This is a genomic window from Bombiscardovia apis, from assembly GCF_033095945.1.
GTDB classification, from domain to species: domain Bacteria; phylum Actinomycetota; class Actinomycetes; order Actinomycetales; family Bifidobacteriaceae; genus Bombiscardovia; species Bombiscardovia apis.
Genome location: NZ_AP026800.1, coordinates 416,458 through 430,714, shown reverse-complemented (window position 1 = coordinate 430,714; position 14,257 = coordinate 416,458). Strand labels below are relative to the sequence as shown.

The 14,257-nt window shown below is 52.6% G+C and carries 16 protein-coding genes and 1 pseudogene; 12 read left to right on the top strand and 5 right to left on the bottom strand.

The genetic code is table 11. The features are described from left to right. Positions 1–25 precede the first annotated feature (25 nt). From R8377_RS01650 to R8377_RS01635, 4 genes are all read left to right on the top strand, one after another. On the top strand, positions 26–376 hold the full coding sequence (locus tag R8377_RS01650) for a LysR family transcriptional regulator (protein ID WP_317643233.1): 351 nt from the start codon (positions 26–28) through the stop codon (positions 374–376). Next, positions 373–909 (top strand): substrate-binding domain-containing protein, encoded by a 537-nt coding sequence (locus tag R8377_RS01645; RefSeq protein WP_317643656.1) that lies wholly within the window; start codon positions 373–375, stop codon positions 907–909. Before R8377_RS01650 ends, R8377_RS01645 begins: the two co-directional genes overlap by 4 nt. Positions 910–1,206: 297 nt before the next feature. Continuing rightward, positions 1,207–1,986, top strand: a complete 780-nt coding sequence (locus R8377_RS01640) for a carboxymuconolactone decarboxylase family protein (RefSeq protein ID WP_425605032.1) — start codon at positions 1,207–1,209, stop codon at positions 1,984–1,986. 20 nt (positions 1,987–2,006) lie between these two features. Next, positions 2,007–2,843, top strand: a complete 837-nt coding sequence (locus R8377_RS01635) for an SDR family oxidoreductase (protein ID WP_317643231.1) — start codon at positions 2,007–2,009, stop codon at positions 2,841–2,843. A 252-nt stretch (positions 2,844–3,095) separates the two neighbouring features. Here R8377_RS01635 and R8377_RS01630 read toward each other — a convergent pair whose 3' ends face one another. The 5 genes from R8377_RS01630 to R8377_RS01610 form a co-directional block, all read right to left on the bottom strand. Next, entirely contained in the window at positions 3,096–3,809 is a 714-nt protein-coding gene (locus R8377_RS01630; RefSeq protein ID WP_317643230.1) for a hypothetical protein, read from the bottom strand. Positions 3,810–3,821: 12 nt separating this feature from the next. After that, the gene (locus R8377_RS01625; protein WP_317643229.1) at positions 3,822–4,979 is read right to left on the bottom strand and encodes an SPFH domain-containing protein; all 1,158 of its coding nucleotides are present in this window, start codon (positions 4,977–4,979) and stop codon (positions 3,822–3,824) included. A 74-nt stretch (positions 4,980–5,053) separates the two neighbouring features. Then, positions 5,054–5,467: a hypothetical protein gene (locus R8377_RS01620; RefSeq protein ID WP_317643228.1), complete on the bottom strand. Its 414-nt coding sequence runs from the start codon at positions 5,465–5,467 to the stop codon at positions 5,054–5,056. Positions 5,468–5,566: 99 nt separating this feature from the next. Continuing rightward, entirely contained in the window at positions 5,567–6,148 is a 582-nt protein-coding gene (locus R8377_RS01615) for a tetratricopeptide repeat protein (RefSeq protein ID WP_317643227.1), read from the bottom strand. Positions 6,149–6,155: 7 nt separating this feature from the next. After that, positions 6,156–6,836: a hypothetical protein gene (locus tag R8377_RS01610; RefSeq protein WP_317643226.1), complete on the bottom strand. Its 681-nt coding sequence runs from the start codon at positions 6,834–6,836 to the stop codon at positions 6,156–6,158. A gap of 597 nt (positions 6,837–7,433) precedes the next feature. Between R8377_RS01610 and R8377_RS01605 the strand changes: the two are divergent. The 8 genes and pseudogenes from R8377_RS01605 (at position 7,434) to ilvN (ending at position 14,190) form a co-directional block, all read left to right on the top strand. Next, positions 7,434–7,684, top strand: a pseudogene (locus R8377_RS01605) (addiction module antidote protein). A 122-nt stretch (positions 7,685–7,806) separates the two neighbouring features. Next, complete coding sequence (gene coaD, locus R8377_RS01600; RefSeq protein WP_317643225.1) at positions 7,807–8,298, top strand: pantetheine-phosphate adenylyltransferase; 492 nt, start codon at positions 7,807–7,809, stop codon at positions 8,296–8,298. 512 nt (positions 8,299–8,810) lie between these two features. Then, on the top strand, positions 8,811–9,587 hold the full coding sequence (locus R8377_RS01595) for an ATP synthase subunit B family protein (protein WP_425605031.1): 777 nt from the start codon (positions 8,811–8,813) through the stop codon (positions 9,585–9,587). A 2-nt stretch (positions 9,588–9,589) separates the two neighbouring features. After that, positions 9,590–10,192, top strand: coding sequence for a YceD family protein (locus tag R8377_RS01590; protein WP_317643224.1), 603 nt, complete (start codon positions 9,590–9,592; stop codon positions 10,190–10,192). A gap of 148 nt (positions 10,193–10,340) precedes the next feature. Continuing rightward, positions 10,341–10,538: a 50S ribosomal protein L32 gene (gene rpmF, locus R8377_RS01585; RefSeq protein ID WP_317643223.1), complete on the top strand. Its 198-nt coding sequence runs from the start codon at positions 10,341–10,343 to the stop codon at positions 10,536–10,538. A gap of 121 nt (positions 10,539–10,659) precedes the next feature. Beyond that, positions 10,660–11,532, top strand: a complete 873-nt coding sequence (rnc, locus tag R8377_RS01580) for a ribonuclease III (protein ID WP_317643222.1) — start codon at positions 10,660–10,662, stop codon at positions 11,530–11,532. A 175-nt stretch (positions 11,533–11,707) separates the two neighbouring features. Further along, entirely contained in the window at positions 11,708–13,612 is a 1,905-nt protein-coding gene (locus R8377_RS01575; protein ID WP_317643221.1) for an acetolactate synthase large subunit, read from the top strand. A gap of 14 nt (positions 13,613–13,626) precedes the next feature. Then, positions 13,627–14,190, top strand: coding sequence for an acetolactate synthase small subunit (gene ilvN, locus R8377_RS01570; RefSeq protein ID WP_317643220.1), 564 nt, complete (start codon positions 13,627–13,629; stop codon positions 14,188–14,190). Positions 14,191–14,257: the final 67 nt, after the last annotated feature.

Genomic DNA, 14,257 nt, shown 5'->3' with positions numbered 1-14,257 from the left:
GAGGGAGTGGATGGTGTTTCAGCGCATGACTTACTTTGTTGCTGTGGTGGAAGAGCATAATTTTTTGCGGGCGGCTGAGCGCTGCGAGATTTCTCAGTCGGCTATTTCCCAGCAGATTAAAGCCTTGGAATCTAAGCTGGGAGTAGCCTTGCTGCGGCGGGTGGGGCGCAGTTTTGAGCTCACGGAAGCCGGGCAGTATTTTTACACTCAGAGTAAGGCCATTTTGCAGTCGGTGAATCAGCTCAGCCAAGAGACGGCCAGGATTGCCAGACAGTCACGCTCTCCCCTGCGCGTCGGCTACTTGCAGACCTTCGGCTCGCGCGACTTTTACAAGCGGTTACTGCCTTCTCCCAACGCTTCCCACAGGTTGACCTGAGCATCAGCCAAGGCACCCACGAACAGCTTTACTCCCAGCTCACTTCGGGCCGAATAGATCTCGCTTTTAACGACCAGCGGCGGGCGCTCTCCGGTCATTTTATCAACGAATACCTGACCTCCAGCCAGTTGGTTGCTCTCCTGCCCAAGCGGGCACTCCCCCAAGCTCGTGAGACTGTCTCCATCGCCGATATAGCTGAATTGCCCTGCATTCTGGTGGCCAGTCAGGACCAGCGCCAAGACGAAATTGACTACTACCGCGACGCTTTAGGCCTAGGTAGCCGCTACCTATTTTCCGAATCTATCGAAGAAGCGGAGTTGATGGTCGCCGCCAACAAGGGCTACCTCCTGCTCGACGAACGCGGCCAGGGGCAGGTTTCGCAGCAGGCAGGCCGGACACTAGCGCTGAGGGGCGGCGAGCGCAAACTAGCGCGCAACTACTACGCCTTCTGGCTCCAAGGCAACTCCGACTACTACATCGAAGCCTTCGCCCAAATCCTCAAGGAGCAGTTCGCCCCGGATAGTTCCAAATAGAATCTGAACGCCTGAAGGCAAACCGAAAATGAGTGGATAGCCGTTAAAGGTGTATTTTCTCCCATTCGACACCCACAGCACCCACCTCAGTTACTCGGTTTAGAGGCTTTGTAATCAACGGAAGCGCACGCTCTGCAATCCATAAGTAAAACTTATCAATTCCTGCCAAAATTGAGATTGTTTGCCCAACCTCCTGCCCCTAGCATTCCTATGTATGCAGGCAAACCCGCCACGCAGGCACTAGGTAAGGGAGGAATTATGGCTATTACCCAGTTCGCCCATGACTTTCATGAGCGAATGTTTCCGGGATACCAATCCGATTTTTTGCGCACCGACCCCGAGTTCATCGAGCGCTTCGACAACTTCGCATTCGACGAGGTCATCCACCAAGCTGAGCTCGACGACCCCACCCGGTTTATGGTTATTTTGGCCATGCTTTTAGGCTGCCAAGGCATTGACGAGTTTACGGCCATGCTTCCCGCGGCCCTGAATTTCGGCCTAGAAGCGGTCAAAATCAAGGAAGTAGTTTACCAAGCCGTTGCCTACTTGGGCATCGGTCGAGTCTTCCCCTTCCTCAAAGCCACCAATCGAGCTTTGGAAGATGCCGGAATCAGCCTGCCCTTAGAGCCGCAAACCACCACAAATTCGGATGAAGCAAGCCGTTTGCGCTCTGGCATTGAGGCGCAGGTAGGCATTTTCGGCGAGAACATGGTCAATTTTTGGCAGTCGGGCCCGCAAGACAGCCAGCACATCAACCGTTGGCTAACGAGCAACTGCTTCGGCGACTACTACACCCGCAAGGGACTGTCCGCCAAAGAGCGCGAACTCATTACCTTCTGCTTCTTGGCCGCCCAGGGAGGGGCCGAGCCCCAACTCGTCTCGCACGCGGGGGCTAACTTGCGCATAGGCAACGACAAGGATTTCCTCATCCCTGTCATCTCGCAGGGCATCCCCTTCATTGGCTACCCGCGCAGTTTGAATGCTTTGCGTTGCTTGCGTCAAGCGGCTCAAGATGCGCAAGGAGAACAGGGTGAACAAGACGGCGCCAAATCAACAAGCAATCCAACCAATAAGTAATAATCACCAGGAGAAATATCATGGCAACTCAAACAACATGGCTCATCACCGGTATTAGCTCGGGCTTTGGGCGCGAGATGGCTCAGCAGCTGCTGGCCGCGGGACATACCGTAGTTGGGACTGTGCGCAAGATAGACGCTATTGCTGACCTCCAGGCCCAGTATCCAGATACGCTTGATGCCCAGATTTTGGACGTAACCGATGTGGAGGCCGTTCACCAAGTCGTGGGGCAGGCATTCGAGCGCCACAGTAAGATTGATGTGGTCGTCAACAACGCGGGCTACGGGCTTTTCGGCGCCGCAGAAGAGCTGAGCGATGAGCAGATTGACCAGATTTTGTCTACTAATTTACTGGGTTCCATTCAAGTCATCCGCACTGCCCTACCCCACCTGCGCCAGCAAGCTTCGGGCGCTATCATTCAGATTTCATCTTACGGCGGGCAGGTGGCCTACCCCGGCAACTCCATGTATCACGCCTCAAAGTTCGGCATTGAGGGCTTCGTGGAGTCAGTGGCGCAAGAAGTCAAGCCCTTCGGCATCCGCTGCCTGATTGTGGAACCGGGCGGAGCTCGCACCGAATTCCGCTACGGTAGCGCCCACATGGCCAAGCTCATGCCCGAATACGACGGCCCGACTCACGCTTTCCTCAAGATGCTGGATCCTGCCAACGGACTAGCTCCTGGCGACCCTGCCAAGATGGCCGCACGCATCATCGAAAGCGTCGACGACCCCAGCATTCCGCTCCACATGGTCCTCGGATCCGAGGCCCTACGCAACACCATCGCCCGCCTAGAGGAGCGCCTGGCCGAATACCGCTCCGAAACCGACCTGGCCCGCTCCACCGACATCACCGACTAGCCAGCAACCCAATAACCCGTAGGCCCCAGCTCGGCTGGGAGCAGGGGCCTACGCGCTTACATGGCGGCAGAAATCACAATATTTAACCAAGCAGCGCCCAGCACCTGTTCACACTCCAACATCAATGCGGGCAGTTAAACACAGAGCTAATGCACAAAGGAAAAAAGGAAGCAAGAGGCTGTCGGTCTCAGCGAGGACGTGAGAATACACCCTATTAGCACGGAATCCAACGTCACAAAAGCTTTCAGCAGATTACTTAACTTTGCTTAAGTCTGACCATATTCGACGCAGTGAATCTGAATGTACCGTATCGGGTTGTCCTAAAACAGAATGAATTTCTTGCACTGCTTGTTGACGAAATACTTCCGTTGTGGGATTTGGCACTAAGGGCAGTGAATCAACTTTTCGGCAAATTCTTTTTGTTAGCAGTGCAGCTTCTGATTCGTTCAGGTCGACACGTGATTCCAGTTGCATCACTAACGCTTTGAGCTGCTCTCGTTGTGAATAACGTGACCGGTAAACTGCTTCTTGCTGAATCGTATGCGCATTTATTCTAATATTCGATAGCCAAAGGACGCTCAGGATTGCAGTTACTACACATTCAACAACCAGAGGGATAAAGAACCCTGCCGGTAGCCACGCGCGCAAACCTACCGTTGGAGCAGTCCACGAAACATTCCAAGCGCAGAAGTATAGACAAGCAATAAACGCCTGAATAAGATATCCGACCGTAGGGAAAACGGTCTGTTCTGCAATTATTCTATGGTACAAACTCATATTGTGAGCAGCTGAAACACTTCCTCGCCGAGCATCAGCCAACCAAATCATCGCGTTGAACCCGAGCAGAAAAACCATAACAATGAACTGGGCAGGCGGAGCAAAACCATAACCATATAATTGCGTGCCAAAAGCTATACATCCGATTAAGGAGAAAAGTGTAGCAATAATTGAAGTAATATATTTCATATTGGTCCTTCTTTACATCTGGTTTAGAATGTCCTTTTTCTTAGCTTCATATTCTTCGCTGGTGATGAGTTCTTGCTCAAGCATTTGCTTCAACATACTAAGACGTTGTACCGAGTCTGCTGCTGACTCATTCTGATTCCCTTGTAAGGATCCTCCTGATGCACTCATTGCATCATTAACCATTTCGGGGAGCACTTTCCCCATTCCGGCGCCAACTGTCAAACCTAAGCCAGCACCAAGCATAGATCCCCCATCCGAACCAGGATTCGCTGCAGCTTGGTTTACAGCATTGAGCACTTGAGCTTGTTGGTAATTAGTTCCATAGGTTTGATAAGCTGCCTGCTGCCCCTGCGCAAATGCTGCCTCACCTTGCCCTTGCGCCATTCTCCCTATGAACTGCTCGCGATTCTTACTTATGAGCTCTTGAGCTCTCTGACGCGCTTCATTATCAACAATATCAATTGCTGCAACGCTGAAGTTCTCTATATCTAGCCCGTAGTCCCCAGCAACTGGTTTAAGCTCCTGTTGAATATAATCTGCATATTCAAGAACATTAGCGGGAACTTCGATGAGAGGTCTTTCCCAACGTGTCAATTCTCGTGTTAAAACCGCTACTATATGCCCCAGGAATTGATTCCGAAAATACTCACGCAAAGATTCTTGATCTGCCAAATCATAGTTGTTGCCAATGAGCTGTGTTAAGAATACAGCAGCGTCAGTAACCCTTATACGGTATGCGCCTCTAGCCCGTACCTCAGTTTCAACGCCAACTCCCTGGAACTGATCCACATACGCTTTGTCATACACTTTAATGGGCGATTCTGTACCCCATTTGATTTCACGACTAGTAGCAGTACGTACAAAATAAACTAAGCAATGGAAAGAAGATACAGACCCCGAAAGAGCGTTACGCAGACGAGAAATGAAGGGGTAGTTTTCTGTAGTCAGAGCAAAAGAGCCGGTATCAAAAACCTGTTCAATATTGCCTTCATTAACGAAAATTGCTTGTTCACCGGGGCCTACAACGAGTGTGCTGCCATTGTTGAAATCTTCTTCGGGATTTTTATATATTAATGTATCGTTATTCGAGCGGTTTTTAAGCACTTCCACAAAGTGTTTTTGCCCACCGACATATTGTTTTTCATTAGGATTCGTCTCAAACAAGGCCATTCCACACCTCCATTTCATTCCGTATTGACTTAAAAAGTTCCTAGTTTTACCTTTTACAAAATTAAAAATGGAAACTAATCGTCGTACTCATCCCACAAGCTAACCAATCCATGAGCAGACATCATAAACGATTCTTTCCCTTCCAAATTATTGGTTTTAAGTTCGAGCTTTTTACCAGTTTTCATGGATATGACACATCCATAAACATCGAGCCGAATATCTGAAATATTTTTAAAGCGATAGACGTCAAAGAACGTTCTCCCTTCCGGTAGCGGACTGCACGTTCCATCAGAAGTACCCTCATACATTGCAGAATAGATTTTCTTGTTGCCGAACATCCACACAGTTATAAATGTATGGAGTCCGCTATGCTCAATGTAAGAAATTGGCTCAATCCTGCCAACTTCTTCCTCGTCAAAGATGCCGCACACTTGCATTGCGGCCTTTTTACGAATGTTTGCAATATCGGTATTTTCAAAAGCAGTCATAGCTTTCCTTTATAAGTTCAGTTTGAAGCAGTAAACGTTCATCTATTCACACACAAAGAGTTCTTTACTCGAACACCTGCTCAAAACGTATAGCTCCAGTTATTCATTGATAAGGGCATCAATATCCGTAATATCACTTTCACTTAGACCAGCAGCTTCAGCTTCTGCCATGACTTCATCGGAAGTCCATGCATACTTCACAAAGCGCTGCTCAAAGAGTTTGCGGATAATTCGCGATTTAGCACAGTAATACTGCGGGAGCGGGTTGATTGCAATTGCGTTATCAATCATCTGCACAATTTGCTCAGCCTCTTTCAATTTAATTTGAAACGGCTTTTTGCTTTTCAACCGAGCCAGCGCAATATGGAAAGTCACATCTGCATCTTCGAATCCCTGCGCAGAAGCCTGCTCAAATTTATTAATCGCCTCACCATATTCGCCCCGATCGAAGAGCGTATATCCAAGCGAAGCCAAGACTTGCGGATTATCCGGAGACTTTTTCAGAGCATCCTTATACAGATCCAAAAATCGCGCAGAATCCTGATATGCGGCTTTTCGCACTTGTTTAACATTTAAAGATGTTAAAACAATTCTTCTACCGCAATACTCGCAATCTGTGCTTTCTTTCAAGATGGATGCCCCACATCCGGGGCACACCATCTCTTTATCAACTGTTGGCATGATTATCTCAACGACGTCCCATCTTTCTGGTCATCTTTTCCATGCCTTCTTGCATCTGACGAGTCTGCTCTGCTTGCGCAGCTAACGCTCTCTGTGACTGCTCATTCTGCGCTTCCATGTTTTTCTTCATTTGCCTGTGCGACATTTCGAAACCTCTAGCAGTTGCATCCAGGCTCTTCAGATAGAGATCGTCAACTTCCTTGTACAACCCGGTCGCTGGAGCATGCAAAGTTTCTGCCTGTCCAATGGAAGCGATGAAATGCTTAAAGAAACCTGCCCACTCAGCAACCAACTGCTCAGAAGCTGAATTGTCCATGTTTTTAAATATGAAATGGCAGACTATACCGGCGATAAACAACACGAAGCCAAATACCTGAAGGCTCTCATTCATCAACATCAGAATGCCTAATATGATTAGCGCAATTTTTACAAGTAAGAAAATTAGATGTTTACTTTTTAGAGAAGAGACTTTAGCAGCAATCTCACTCTTTTTTTGGGGCAACTGTTGAGAAAAATCCGTATTAAGCTGATCTAGCTTTGTATTAAACTCGTCGGGCAACACACGATCAGGGCCTTCTAGATTGGCTGTCTGCACCTGCTGTAGTTGCTGCTTTGCAAGATTGTATGCCGTCGACACTTCAATACTATTGTCGGTTTCTAATGCAGCCAGATTGTCTTTATACGACATCTACGCTCTCCTTTTTGAACTTGAAAATGCCAGGAGAGCCGCATCAAAATAAACTAGCCTAGAGCACCCCCCCCCCCGTTATTGGGGTATGCTTGTGCTGCAGCCAGCGTTAAAGTTTTCATTGAAAGAACGGCCCTCCTTCCCCTTATTACTTGTAGCGAACCCTCTGTTCGTTACAAGCAGAACTTTATCACAACCCCTAGGGCACCCGAGATTAACAAGAGTTGAGAGCTATACACAACACTATTCTTGATACAGTTCGTGTGCTCACAATTTCCGTCGTCGCAAAGTTTCATATACATCGCATTGTATACGAATTCTGAAAATGCAAACCCCCTAAAAGTACAAAACGTATAAAGATATCAGCATTAGATACGCAAGCTGCGCAATGGTCAAACAGAAATCAAACACACAGTCAATCTCACTCTTAACTTAGCGGCGTAACCTATCAGCTATCAACAATACGTATCTTGTGAAATACAGCGGTGACACCAAGGGTAGTCAGCAGCGCGACAGAGAGATTACCTAAGCCATGTTGAAGGAACTGAAGGAGAGTAAACAATGGTAAACATAAGCCGCTGAGACGCTAGCGAATATATCGAAATGAACAAGATGCCATTGATTATCTTAATGCGGTTGCAGAACTGGATGGCCCTGCACTTTTACAGGCAGCGGTCGGCGATATTGCCAAGGCGCGAGGCATGGGCCAGATTGCAAAAGAAGCGGGAGTGGGCCGAGAAAGTCTATACAAGAGTCTCGAACGCGAGAGCAACCCCTCGTACCACACAATAATTAAGGTAATCCGCGCATTAGGTGGCCGAGTTGTTGTAGAGCCCGCGGGCGCGTGAGTAGTGGTAAGTTCAAATCTATAAACTGCCTTACGCAATGCAATTGTGACGTTTGAAGGCAGGGCGACACAAACACTTGGGCGCAGCGATCGGCTCTCCTCCCTCCGCGGTAGGCTGGTGGTATGACTATTGCTGTTTGCCCTGGGTCCTTTGATCCGGTGACCTCAGGCCACTTGGATGTTATCGAGCGTTGCGCTTCTTTCTTCCAGGAAGTCCATGTGGTAGTGGCGGTCAACATGGCCAAAACACCGCTCTTTTCGGAAGGCGCGCGCGTCTCGATGATTTGCGAGGCCCTGCGTGCAGACGGCTACCCAAATATTACAGTAACGTCGACTAGCGGTCTCATTACTGACTATTGCACGCAAGTGGGCGCCTCCGTAATCGTGAAGGGGCTGAGGCAGAACGGCGACTATGAGGCAGAGCTTGGGATGGCTCTAGTGAACCGTCAGCTAGCAAACGTGGAAACCCTCTTCCTGCCAGCAGACCCGGTACGCGAGCATATTTCGAGCTCGATTGTGAAAGACGTGGCCCGGCACGGCGGCGATATACGCGGCATGGTGCCAGATAACGTGGTGGAGCAGTTGCAGGCAGCGATGAATACAGGAAAGAGTTAAAGATGGCGCAAGCTACAGGTGAGAACCAGAGCAAGAAGCAGGCGGGCAGCCAGACTCAGGAGCAAGCGCAGCAGACGGCACAGAACCAGCCTGCAGACCCAAACGCGCGTTTTAAGCCGCCAGCATCCGTTACGGACCTGCCAGCTCAGAGCCGCAAGACCGCAGCGGTAGAAGACAGCACTCGCTCCTCTTATATAGTGAAGGCCAAGCCTGCCGGAACTCGCGAGAACACGGCAGTCAGCACACATACCAACACGAGCGCTGTGAGGAGCGCTGCCCGCAATGCAGGCACCAAAACAGGTACTTCGCTGCCCTCGGTTCGGCCTGGCTCTCCTATGGATACGCAGTCGGATATGCCGTCGGGAATCCACCAGGCCACAACGCCCGCGAAAGCCATGCCTGCTGCTTCGGGGCAGTTTACCGCCCAATCTGCTATCCAGCCCGCCGCAAAGGCAAAAACTTCCAAAGAGCAGGCCGGGCAAGCAGCTCCGGAAGCCGGCTCCAAGCCAAGTGTGGGTGCAGCTCCAGCAGGAGCGCCAGCCTCTCCTGCCAAGTCCGCACCACTCAAGCCGGCTCCTGCTAAGCCGGCCGTGAATGAGCCCGCAAGCGCACCGGCAGAAGTAGCAGGCAACCCGCCCAGCGCTGCAAACGCCAGCCCGGCCCAGCAAGTTGGTTCTCCCTCGCTTCGCCGCCTGGCAGACCTGCCAGACTTGCAAGAAGACGCGCAGCCCTCCCCATCCCCCACTTCGCGGGCCGAGTTCACTACCGTCTACGACATTCTCGACAAGATGGAGAATATGCTTGAGGAGGCTAAGTCTTCGGTCTTTGCTCCCAGCATCGCCAAGGTGGACCGCGAGGAGTTTATCGGCGCCTTAGACGACTTAAAGAAGATGCTTCCCGTGCAGTTGGAGCGCGCTTCGGCACTCATGCGCGAGTCCGAACGCCGCCTCGATGCGGCCCAAACTCAGTCCAATGCCATTGTGTCTGAGGCTCAGAGCCGTGCTGCGGACGTAGTCAAGGAAGCTGGCGAGCAGGCCGAGTTCTTAGCAGGTCAGGAGAACGTCGTTGCTATCGCTCAGCGCAAGGCTCAGGCCATTATTGACCAGGCTCAAGCTCAGAGCGATAAGCTCGTCCAGGGGGCCAACGAGTATTCAGCCAAGGTAATGGAAGCGCTGGGAGAACAGCTAGGTCACTATCAGCAAGACGTGCAGGCAGGCATTGAAGTACTGCGTGAGCGCGAGCGCGAGGCAGCTTCCAAATTAGATCAATCCTACGCGGAGGAACAGTAACTATGACACATGCGGCAAGCTCGCCTTGGGCGGTTTCCGTGGCCCAAGTGGCACAACGCACTGGGCAAACTAAGACTATTGACGCCGATTTTCCCGCTCCAGAGGGCATTGGCGACGACATCGTTGGCGTAAACGAGGGCGATCTGGTCCACGTGGAGGGCAGCTTCGACTCTATCGTTGACGGGCTCATTTTGAACGCCCATATCAGCGCCCCCATGCACGCGGTCTGCACCCGCTGCTTGAAGCCCCTCTCTGGCTCCAAAGAGCTCGATGTGGTAGTTTTCTTCCCCTATGAGATGGAAGAGGAGCAGCACACACAAGACGACGTGGATATCGTGGCTGGAGAGGAAGAGGCCAGCGATGGCAACACTTACCCGCTAGCAGACGGTGGCACAACGGCTTCCTTTGAAGCTCTCTTGCGCGACAATCTTGTCGATGCCATGCCTATGAAGGTCTTGTGCAAGCCGGATTGCCAGGGATTGTGCTCCCAGTGCGGCATTGACTTGAACGAGCATCCGGACCACCATCACGATGTGATTGACAACCGCTTTGCTGCCCTTGCTGATTTGAAGGCTCAGTTGGAAGAAGAGAGTTCAGAGCAGTAAGCACTAGCAAATACTCGGGTTCACTCCTTTCGAGAGGCCCTGACTCGCGGTAGTTTGCGACGCATTGCACTTGGTTTTGGCTAGGGTGTGCGCTAGAATTGCTGAACGCTTAAGCTCAATTGATTTCGATCGAAATAGAGGAAGAATTATGGCACTGCCAAAGTATAAGACTTCGCGCGCTAACACTCACATGCGTCGCGCCAACTGGAAGACCCAGGCCGCAAACACGGTTACCTGCCCCAACTGCGGTGCAGCTACCCTGTCTCACATGGCTTGCCCCACTTGCGGAAGCTACCGTGGCCGCGTTTACCGCGACGCCATCCAGTCGAAGTACGCCGCTAAGTAAGCGAACACGCGGGCGCTTGTGCGCCATAGACGTAAAAACAAGAACCCTGCCATCGACGGGTGGCGGGGTTCTTTTATACTCGGGAGGTAGGGCTCTTGCTAAGGGCTCGGGAAGGAGCAATATGACAGGGTCAGCATCGGAGCAAGGAGACGAGACGCGGGCAGCGGAGCCCACAGCAGAAAGCACCCAGAGTTCCCCCGCAGGTCAGGCAGAACTGCCCGCTCGTAAGCTCTTTCAAGCCTTAGGCCAGACGCTTGGGCCAGACCTGCTCATTCACGCACTCACCCACCGCTCCTTCGCCCACGAGCACGAGGGCATGCCCAACAACGAACGCTTAGAGTTCTTGGGCGATGCCGTCTTGGAGCTGGTCTCAACGGAGACGCTCTATAAGGTTCACCCCGATATGAACGAGGGGCAGCTGGCCAAGATGCGCGCTAAAGCCGTCTCGGAAGAGGCTCTTTCTGCCATTGCCCGCACCAAACTCAACTTGGGGCAGTACATTCTTTTGGGCAACGGTGAGCGCGAAAGTGGCGGGGCCGACAAGGATTCGATTCTGTGCGACACTGTCGAAGCGCTTATCGGCGCGGTTTTTGTGGAGCATGGCATCGACGGCGCCCGCAAGACAGTCCATCTGCTGGTAGACGACACTCTAGCTGAGGTTGCTACTGAAGGCCCGGCTTTGGATTGGAAGACTTCGGTCACGGTAAAGGCCCACCAACTGGGCTTAGGTAACCCCACATATCGCATGTCTGTTTCAGGCCCTGAATATGCACAAATCTTCACTGCTGAATTGGTGCTGGAAGGCACCGGCTCGACGATAGGTCAGGGCAAGGCTTCCAGCAAGCGCAAGGCTCAACTGGCAGCCGCCGAGGTGGGTTGGAAGGCACTAGATAAGCCCGAAACCGTCAACCAGCTCAAGCACGAGCAGGCAGAGGGCAGGAACGCAAAACGCAAGCAGGAGCGAGAAATCGCAGGAGAGTCCGCACAGGACTAAGAGTCTGACTGAGTCTTGCTTGCTTGTAGGCAGCCCGGTTCACATCCGCACCAGAGAGCCGTTTTGCCTGCTTCTCTCGCACTTTCTAAGAGAATTTTCCCACTATCTGAACGTTTCATCCCAAAATCTGGCAATTGCGTTTAGTATGGAAGAAGACCCTAATGAGAGGAGCCCCATGGCGTCACCAACACCTCTGCAAGCATTCAGCTCGATTCCCAAGGAGACTGAGCCTCGCAACGGCGAGAATTCAGTAGCTCCGGGCGAACCAATGACCGGAGCACAGGCCCTGATTCGCTCGTTGGAAGATCTGGGTGTCAGCGTTGTGTTTGGCCTGCCGGGCGGTCAGATTCTGCCGGCTTTCGACGCAATTACGCCCGAGACTAAGTTCCGCTTTGTGCTCACTCGCCAGGAACAGGCGGCTGGGCAAGCTGCTGAAGGCTATGCGCTCTCCACCGGTCGCGTAGGCGTGTGCTTAGTCACTTCGGGCCCCGGGGCCACAAACATGGTCACCCCTATTGCCGAGGCCACGATGGACTCGGTTCCCTTGGTGATTATCACCGGGCAGGTGGCGGCCGACGCTATCGGCACGGATGCCTTCCAAGAGTCCGACATTATGGGCATCACCTACCCCATCGTGAAGCACTCCTACCTAGTTACGAACGCGCAAGACATTCCGCGGGTGCTTACTGAGGCCTATTACATTGCACAGTCCGGGCGGCCGGGCCCTGTGCTCATTGACTTAACGAAGACTGCGCAGACGCAGAGTATGCAGTATTCGTGGCCTCAGAAAATGATTCTGCCGGGATACAAGCCCACTACCAAGGCCCACGGGCACATGCTGCAAGACGCGGCTGAGCTCTTAACTACTGCCCAGCGCCCGCTGCTTTACGCTGGCGGCGGTGCGGCTCGGGCTCAGGCCAGTCGGCAGTTGACGCAGCTGGCTCAACTCATCAACGCTCCGGTCGTTACGACTTTGGCTGCCCGCGGCGTGATTGCAGACGGCGACGAACATACTTTGGGCATGCCCGGCATGCATGGCTCGGTTGCAGCAAATGGTGCGATTCAGGCCTGCGATGTGCTGGTGGCTATCGGCGCCCGTTTCGATGACCGCGTAACCGGCGACTTGGAACACTTTGCACCCCATGCCAAGGTAGTCCATATCGACATTGATCCGGCCGAAATCGGCAAGAATCGCCGTGTAGACGTGCCGATTGTAGGCGATGTGGCACAGGTGCTCGACGATTTGAACGAGGAGATTCCTCAGGTTCGTGAGCGGGTAGAAAGCGCAGATTTGGCTCCTTGGTGGCGCCGGATTCACGACTGGCAGTCCGCGTACCCTACCTCCTATGAGAGCGCTCCGAACGGTCAGATTGAACCGCAGTGGGCTGTACAAGAGATTGCCCGACTGGCAGCTCCGGACTCGATTTGGGTCACGGGTGTAGGCCAGCATCAGATGTGGGCCAGCCAGTTTATTGACTTTGAGCGGCCCTCCTCTTTCATCTCCTCCTGCGGACTGGCGACTATGGGCTACGGGCTTCCGGCTGCTATCGGCTCAGCAGTAGGCGCCGCTGACACTCACCCCGTCTGGCTTATTGATGGCGACGGTGGTTTCCAGGTTTCAAGCGAGGAGTTGGCAACGGCCCGCCAAGAGGGCTTACCGCTCAAGATTGCCATTCTCAACAACTCGGCTTATGGCATGATTCGCCAGTGGCAAGACCTGTTCTACAATGGCCACCACTCCCAAACCGATTTGGGAGACGGCGATGAGGACTCAGCAAGCGAGACCAGTGCTACCAACTCACATGCGGCTGCCGCAAAAGACAATCGCACTCATGCAGTACCTGATTTCGTCAAACTTGCTCAGGCTTACGACTGCGTGGGCTTGCGCGCTTCCAGCAAGGAAGAGACCACGGCAGCTATTGAGCAAGCATTGGCTATCAACGACCGCCCAGTGCTGATTGATTTGCGCGTGTGGAAAGATGCCAAGGTGTGGCCTATGGTGCCTCCCGGCGCTTCTAATAGCGAGATTATTTACCAGCCCGGCATCACCCCTTTGGCTGACCAGTCAGAACAGCGTTGAGAGAGAAGGCAAGCATGGCTCAGTATTATGGAATTCGCCCTGGCTCCCAGCCGCACACGCTTTCGGTGCTCGTAGAGAATCGCCCCGGCGTTTTGGCCCGCGTCACCGGCCTGTTCGCCCGCCGTTCCTTCAATATCGATTCCCTCTCGGTCTCTTCCACCGAGAGGCCTGACATCTCGCGAATTACGGTCACTGCTTACGCTGACCCGGATCCGTTAGAGCAAATTATTAAGCAGCTCAACAAACTCCTGCACGTCTTGAAGATTGTGGAACTCGACCCAGATCAGGCTGTGGAGCGCGAGCTGGTGCTCATCAAAGTCAAGGCCAACGAACGCACTCGCTCTGACGTATTGGAGATTGTGAAGCTTTTCCGCGTGCGCGTGGTCGATGTGCACCCAGAGACGCTCACTATCGAGGCAACGGGCGCTCAAGGTAAGCTCGATGCGCTCATGGGTCTTCTGGCACCCTTCGGAGTGGTGGAGCTAGTGCGCTCCGGCGCAGTTGCGGTCACTCGTGGTCCCAAGGCTTTGAGCGAGAAAGTTCCGGGAACTGAGATTGGCGAGTTTATGAACCGCTAAATATTGCTTGACAAAGTCCACTATCACAGAGGTGTCATAACCTACGCTGATAGTGGGCTTTTCTTGT

Coding starts and splice junctions, on each gene's coding strand:
- R8377_RS01650 (WP_317643233.1), top strand. CDS start 26: ATGACTTACTTTGTTGCTGTGGTGGAAGAGCATAATTTTTTGCGGGCG.
- R8377_RS01640 (WP_425605032.1), top strand. CDS start 1,207: ATGTTTCCGGGATACCAATCCGATTTTTTGCGCACCGACCCCGAGTTC.
- R8377_RS01635 (WP_317643231.1), top strand. CDS start 2,007: ATGGCAACTCAAACAACATGGCTCATCACCGGTATTAGCTCGGGCTTT.
- R8377_RS01630 (WP_317643230.1), bottom strand. CDS start 3,809: ATGAAATATATTACTTCAATTATTGCTACACTTTTCTCCTTAATCGGA.
- R8377_RS01625 (WP_317643229.1), bottom strand. CDS start 4,979: ATGGCCTTGTTTGAGACGAATCCTAATGAAAAACAATATGTCGGTGGG.
- R8377_RS01620 (WP_317643228.1), bottom strand. CDS start 5,467: ATGACTGCTTTTGAAAATACCGATATTGCAAACATTCGTAAAAAGGCC.
- R8377_RS01615 (WP_317643227.1), bottom strand. CDS start 6,148: ATGCCAACAGTTGATAAAGAGATGGTGTGCCCCGGATGTGGGGCATCC.
- R8377_RS01610 (WP_317643226.1), bottom strand. CDS start 6,836: ATGTCGTATAAAGACAATCTGGCTGCATTAGAAACCGACAATAGTATT.
- coaD (WP_317643225.1), top strand. CDS start 7,807: ATGACTATTGCTGTTTGCCCTGGGTCCTTTGATCCGGTGACCTCAGGC.
- R8377_RS01590 (WP_317643224.1), top strand. CDS start 9,590: ATGACACATGCGGCAAGCTCGCCTTGGGCGGTTTCCGTGGCCCAAGTG.
- rpmF (WP_317643223.1), top strand. CDS start 10,341: ATGGCACTGCCAAAGTATAAGACTTCGCGCGCTAACACTCACATGCGT.
- rnc (WP_317643222.1), top strand. CDS start 10,660: ATGACAGGGTCAGCATCGGAGCAAGGAGACGAGACGCGGGCAGCGGAG.
- R8377_RS01575 (WP_317643221.1), top strand. CDS start 11,708: ATGGCGTCACCAACACCTCTGCAAGCATTCAGCTCGATTCCCAAGGAG.
- ilvN (WP_317643220.1), top strand. CDS start 13,627: ATGGCTCAGTATTATGGAATTCGCCCTGGCTCCCAGCCGCACACGCTT.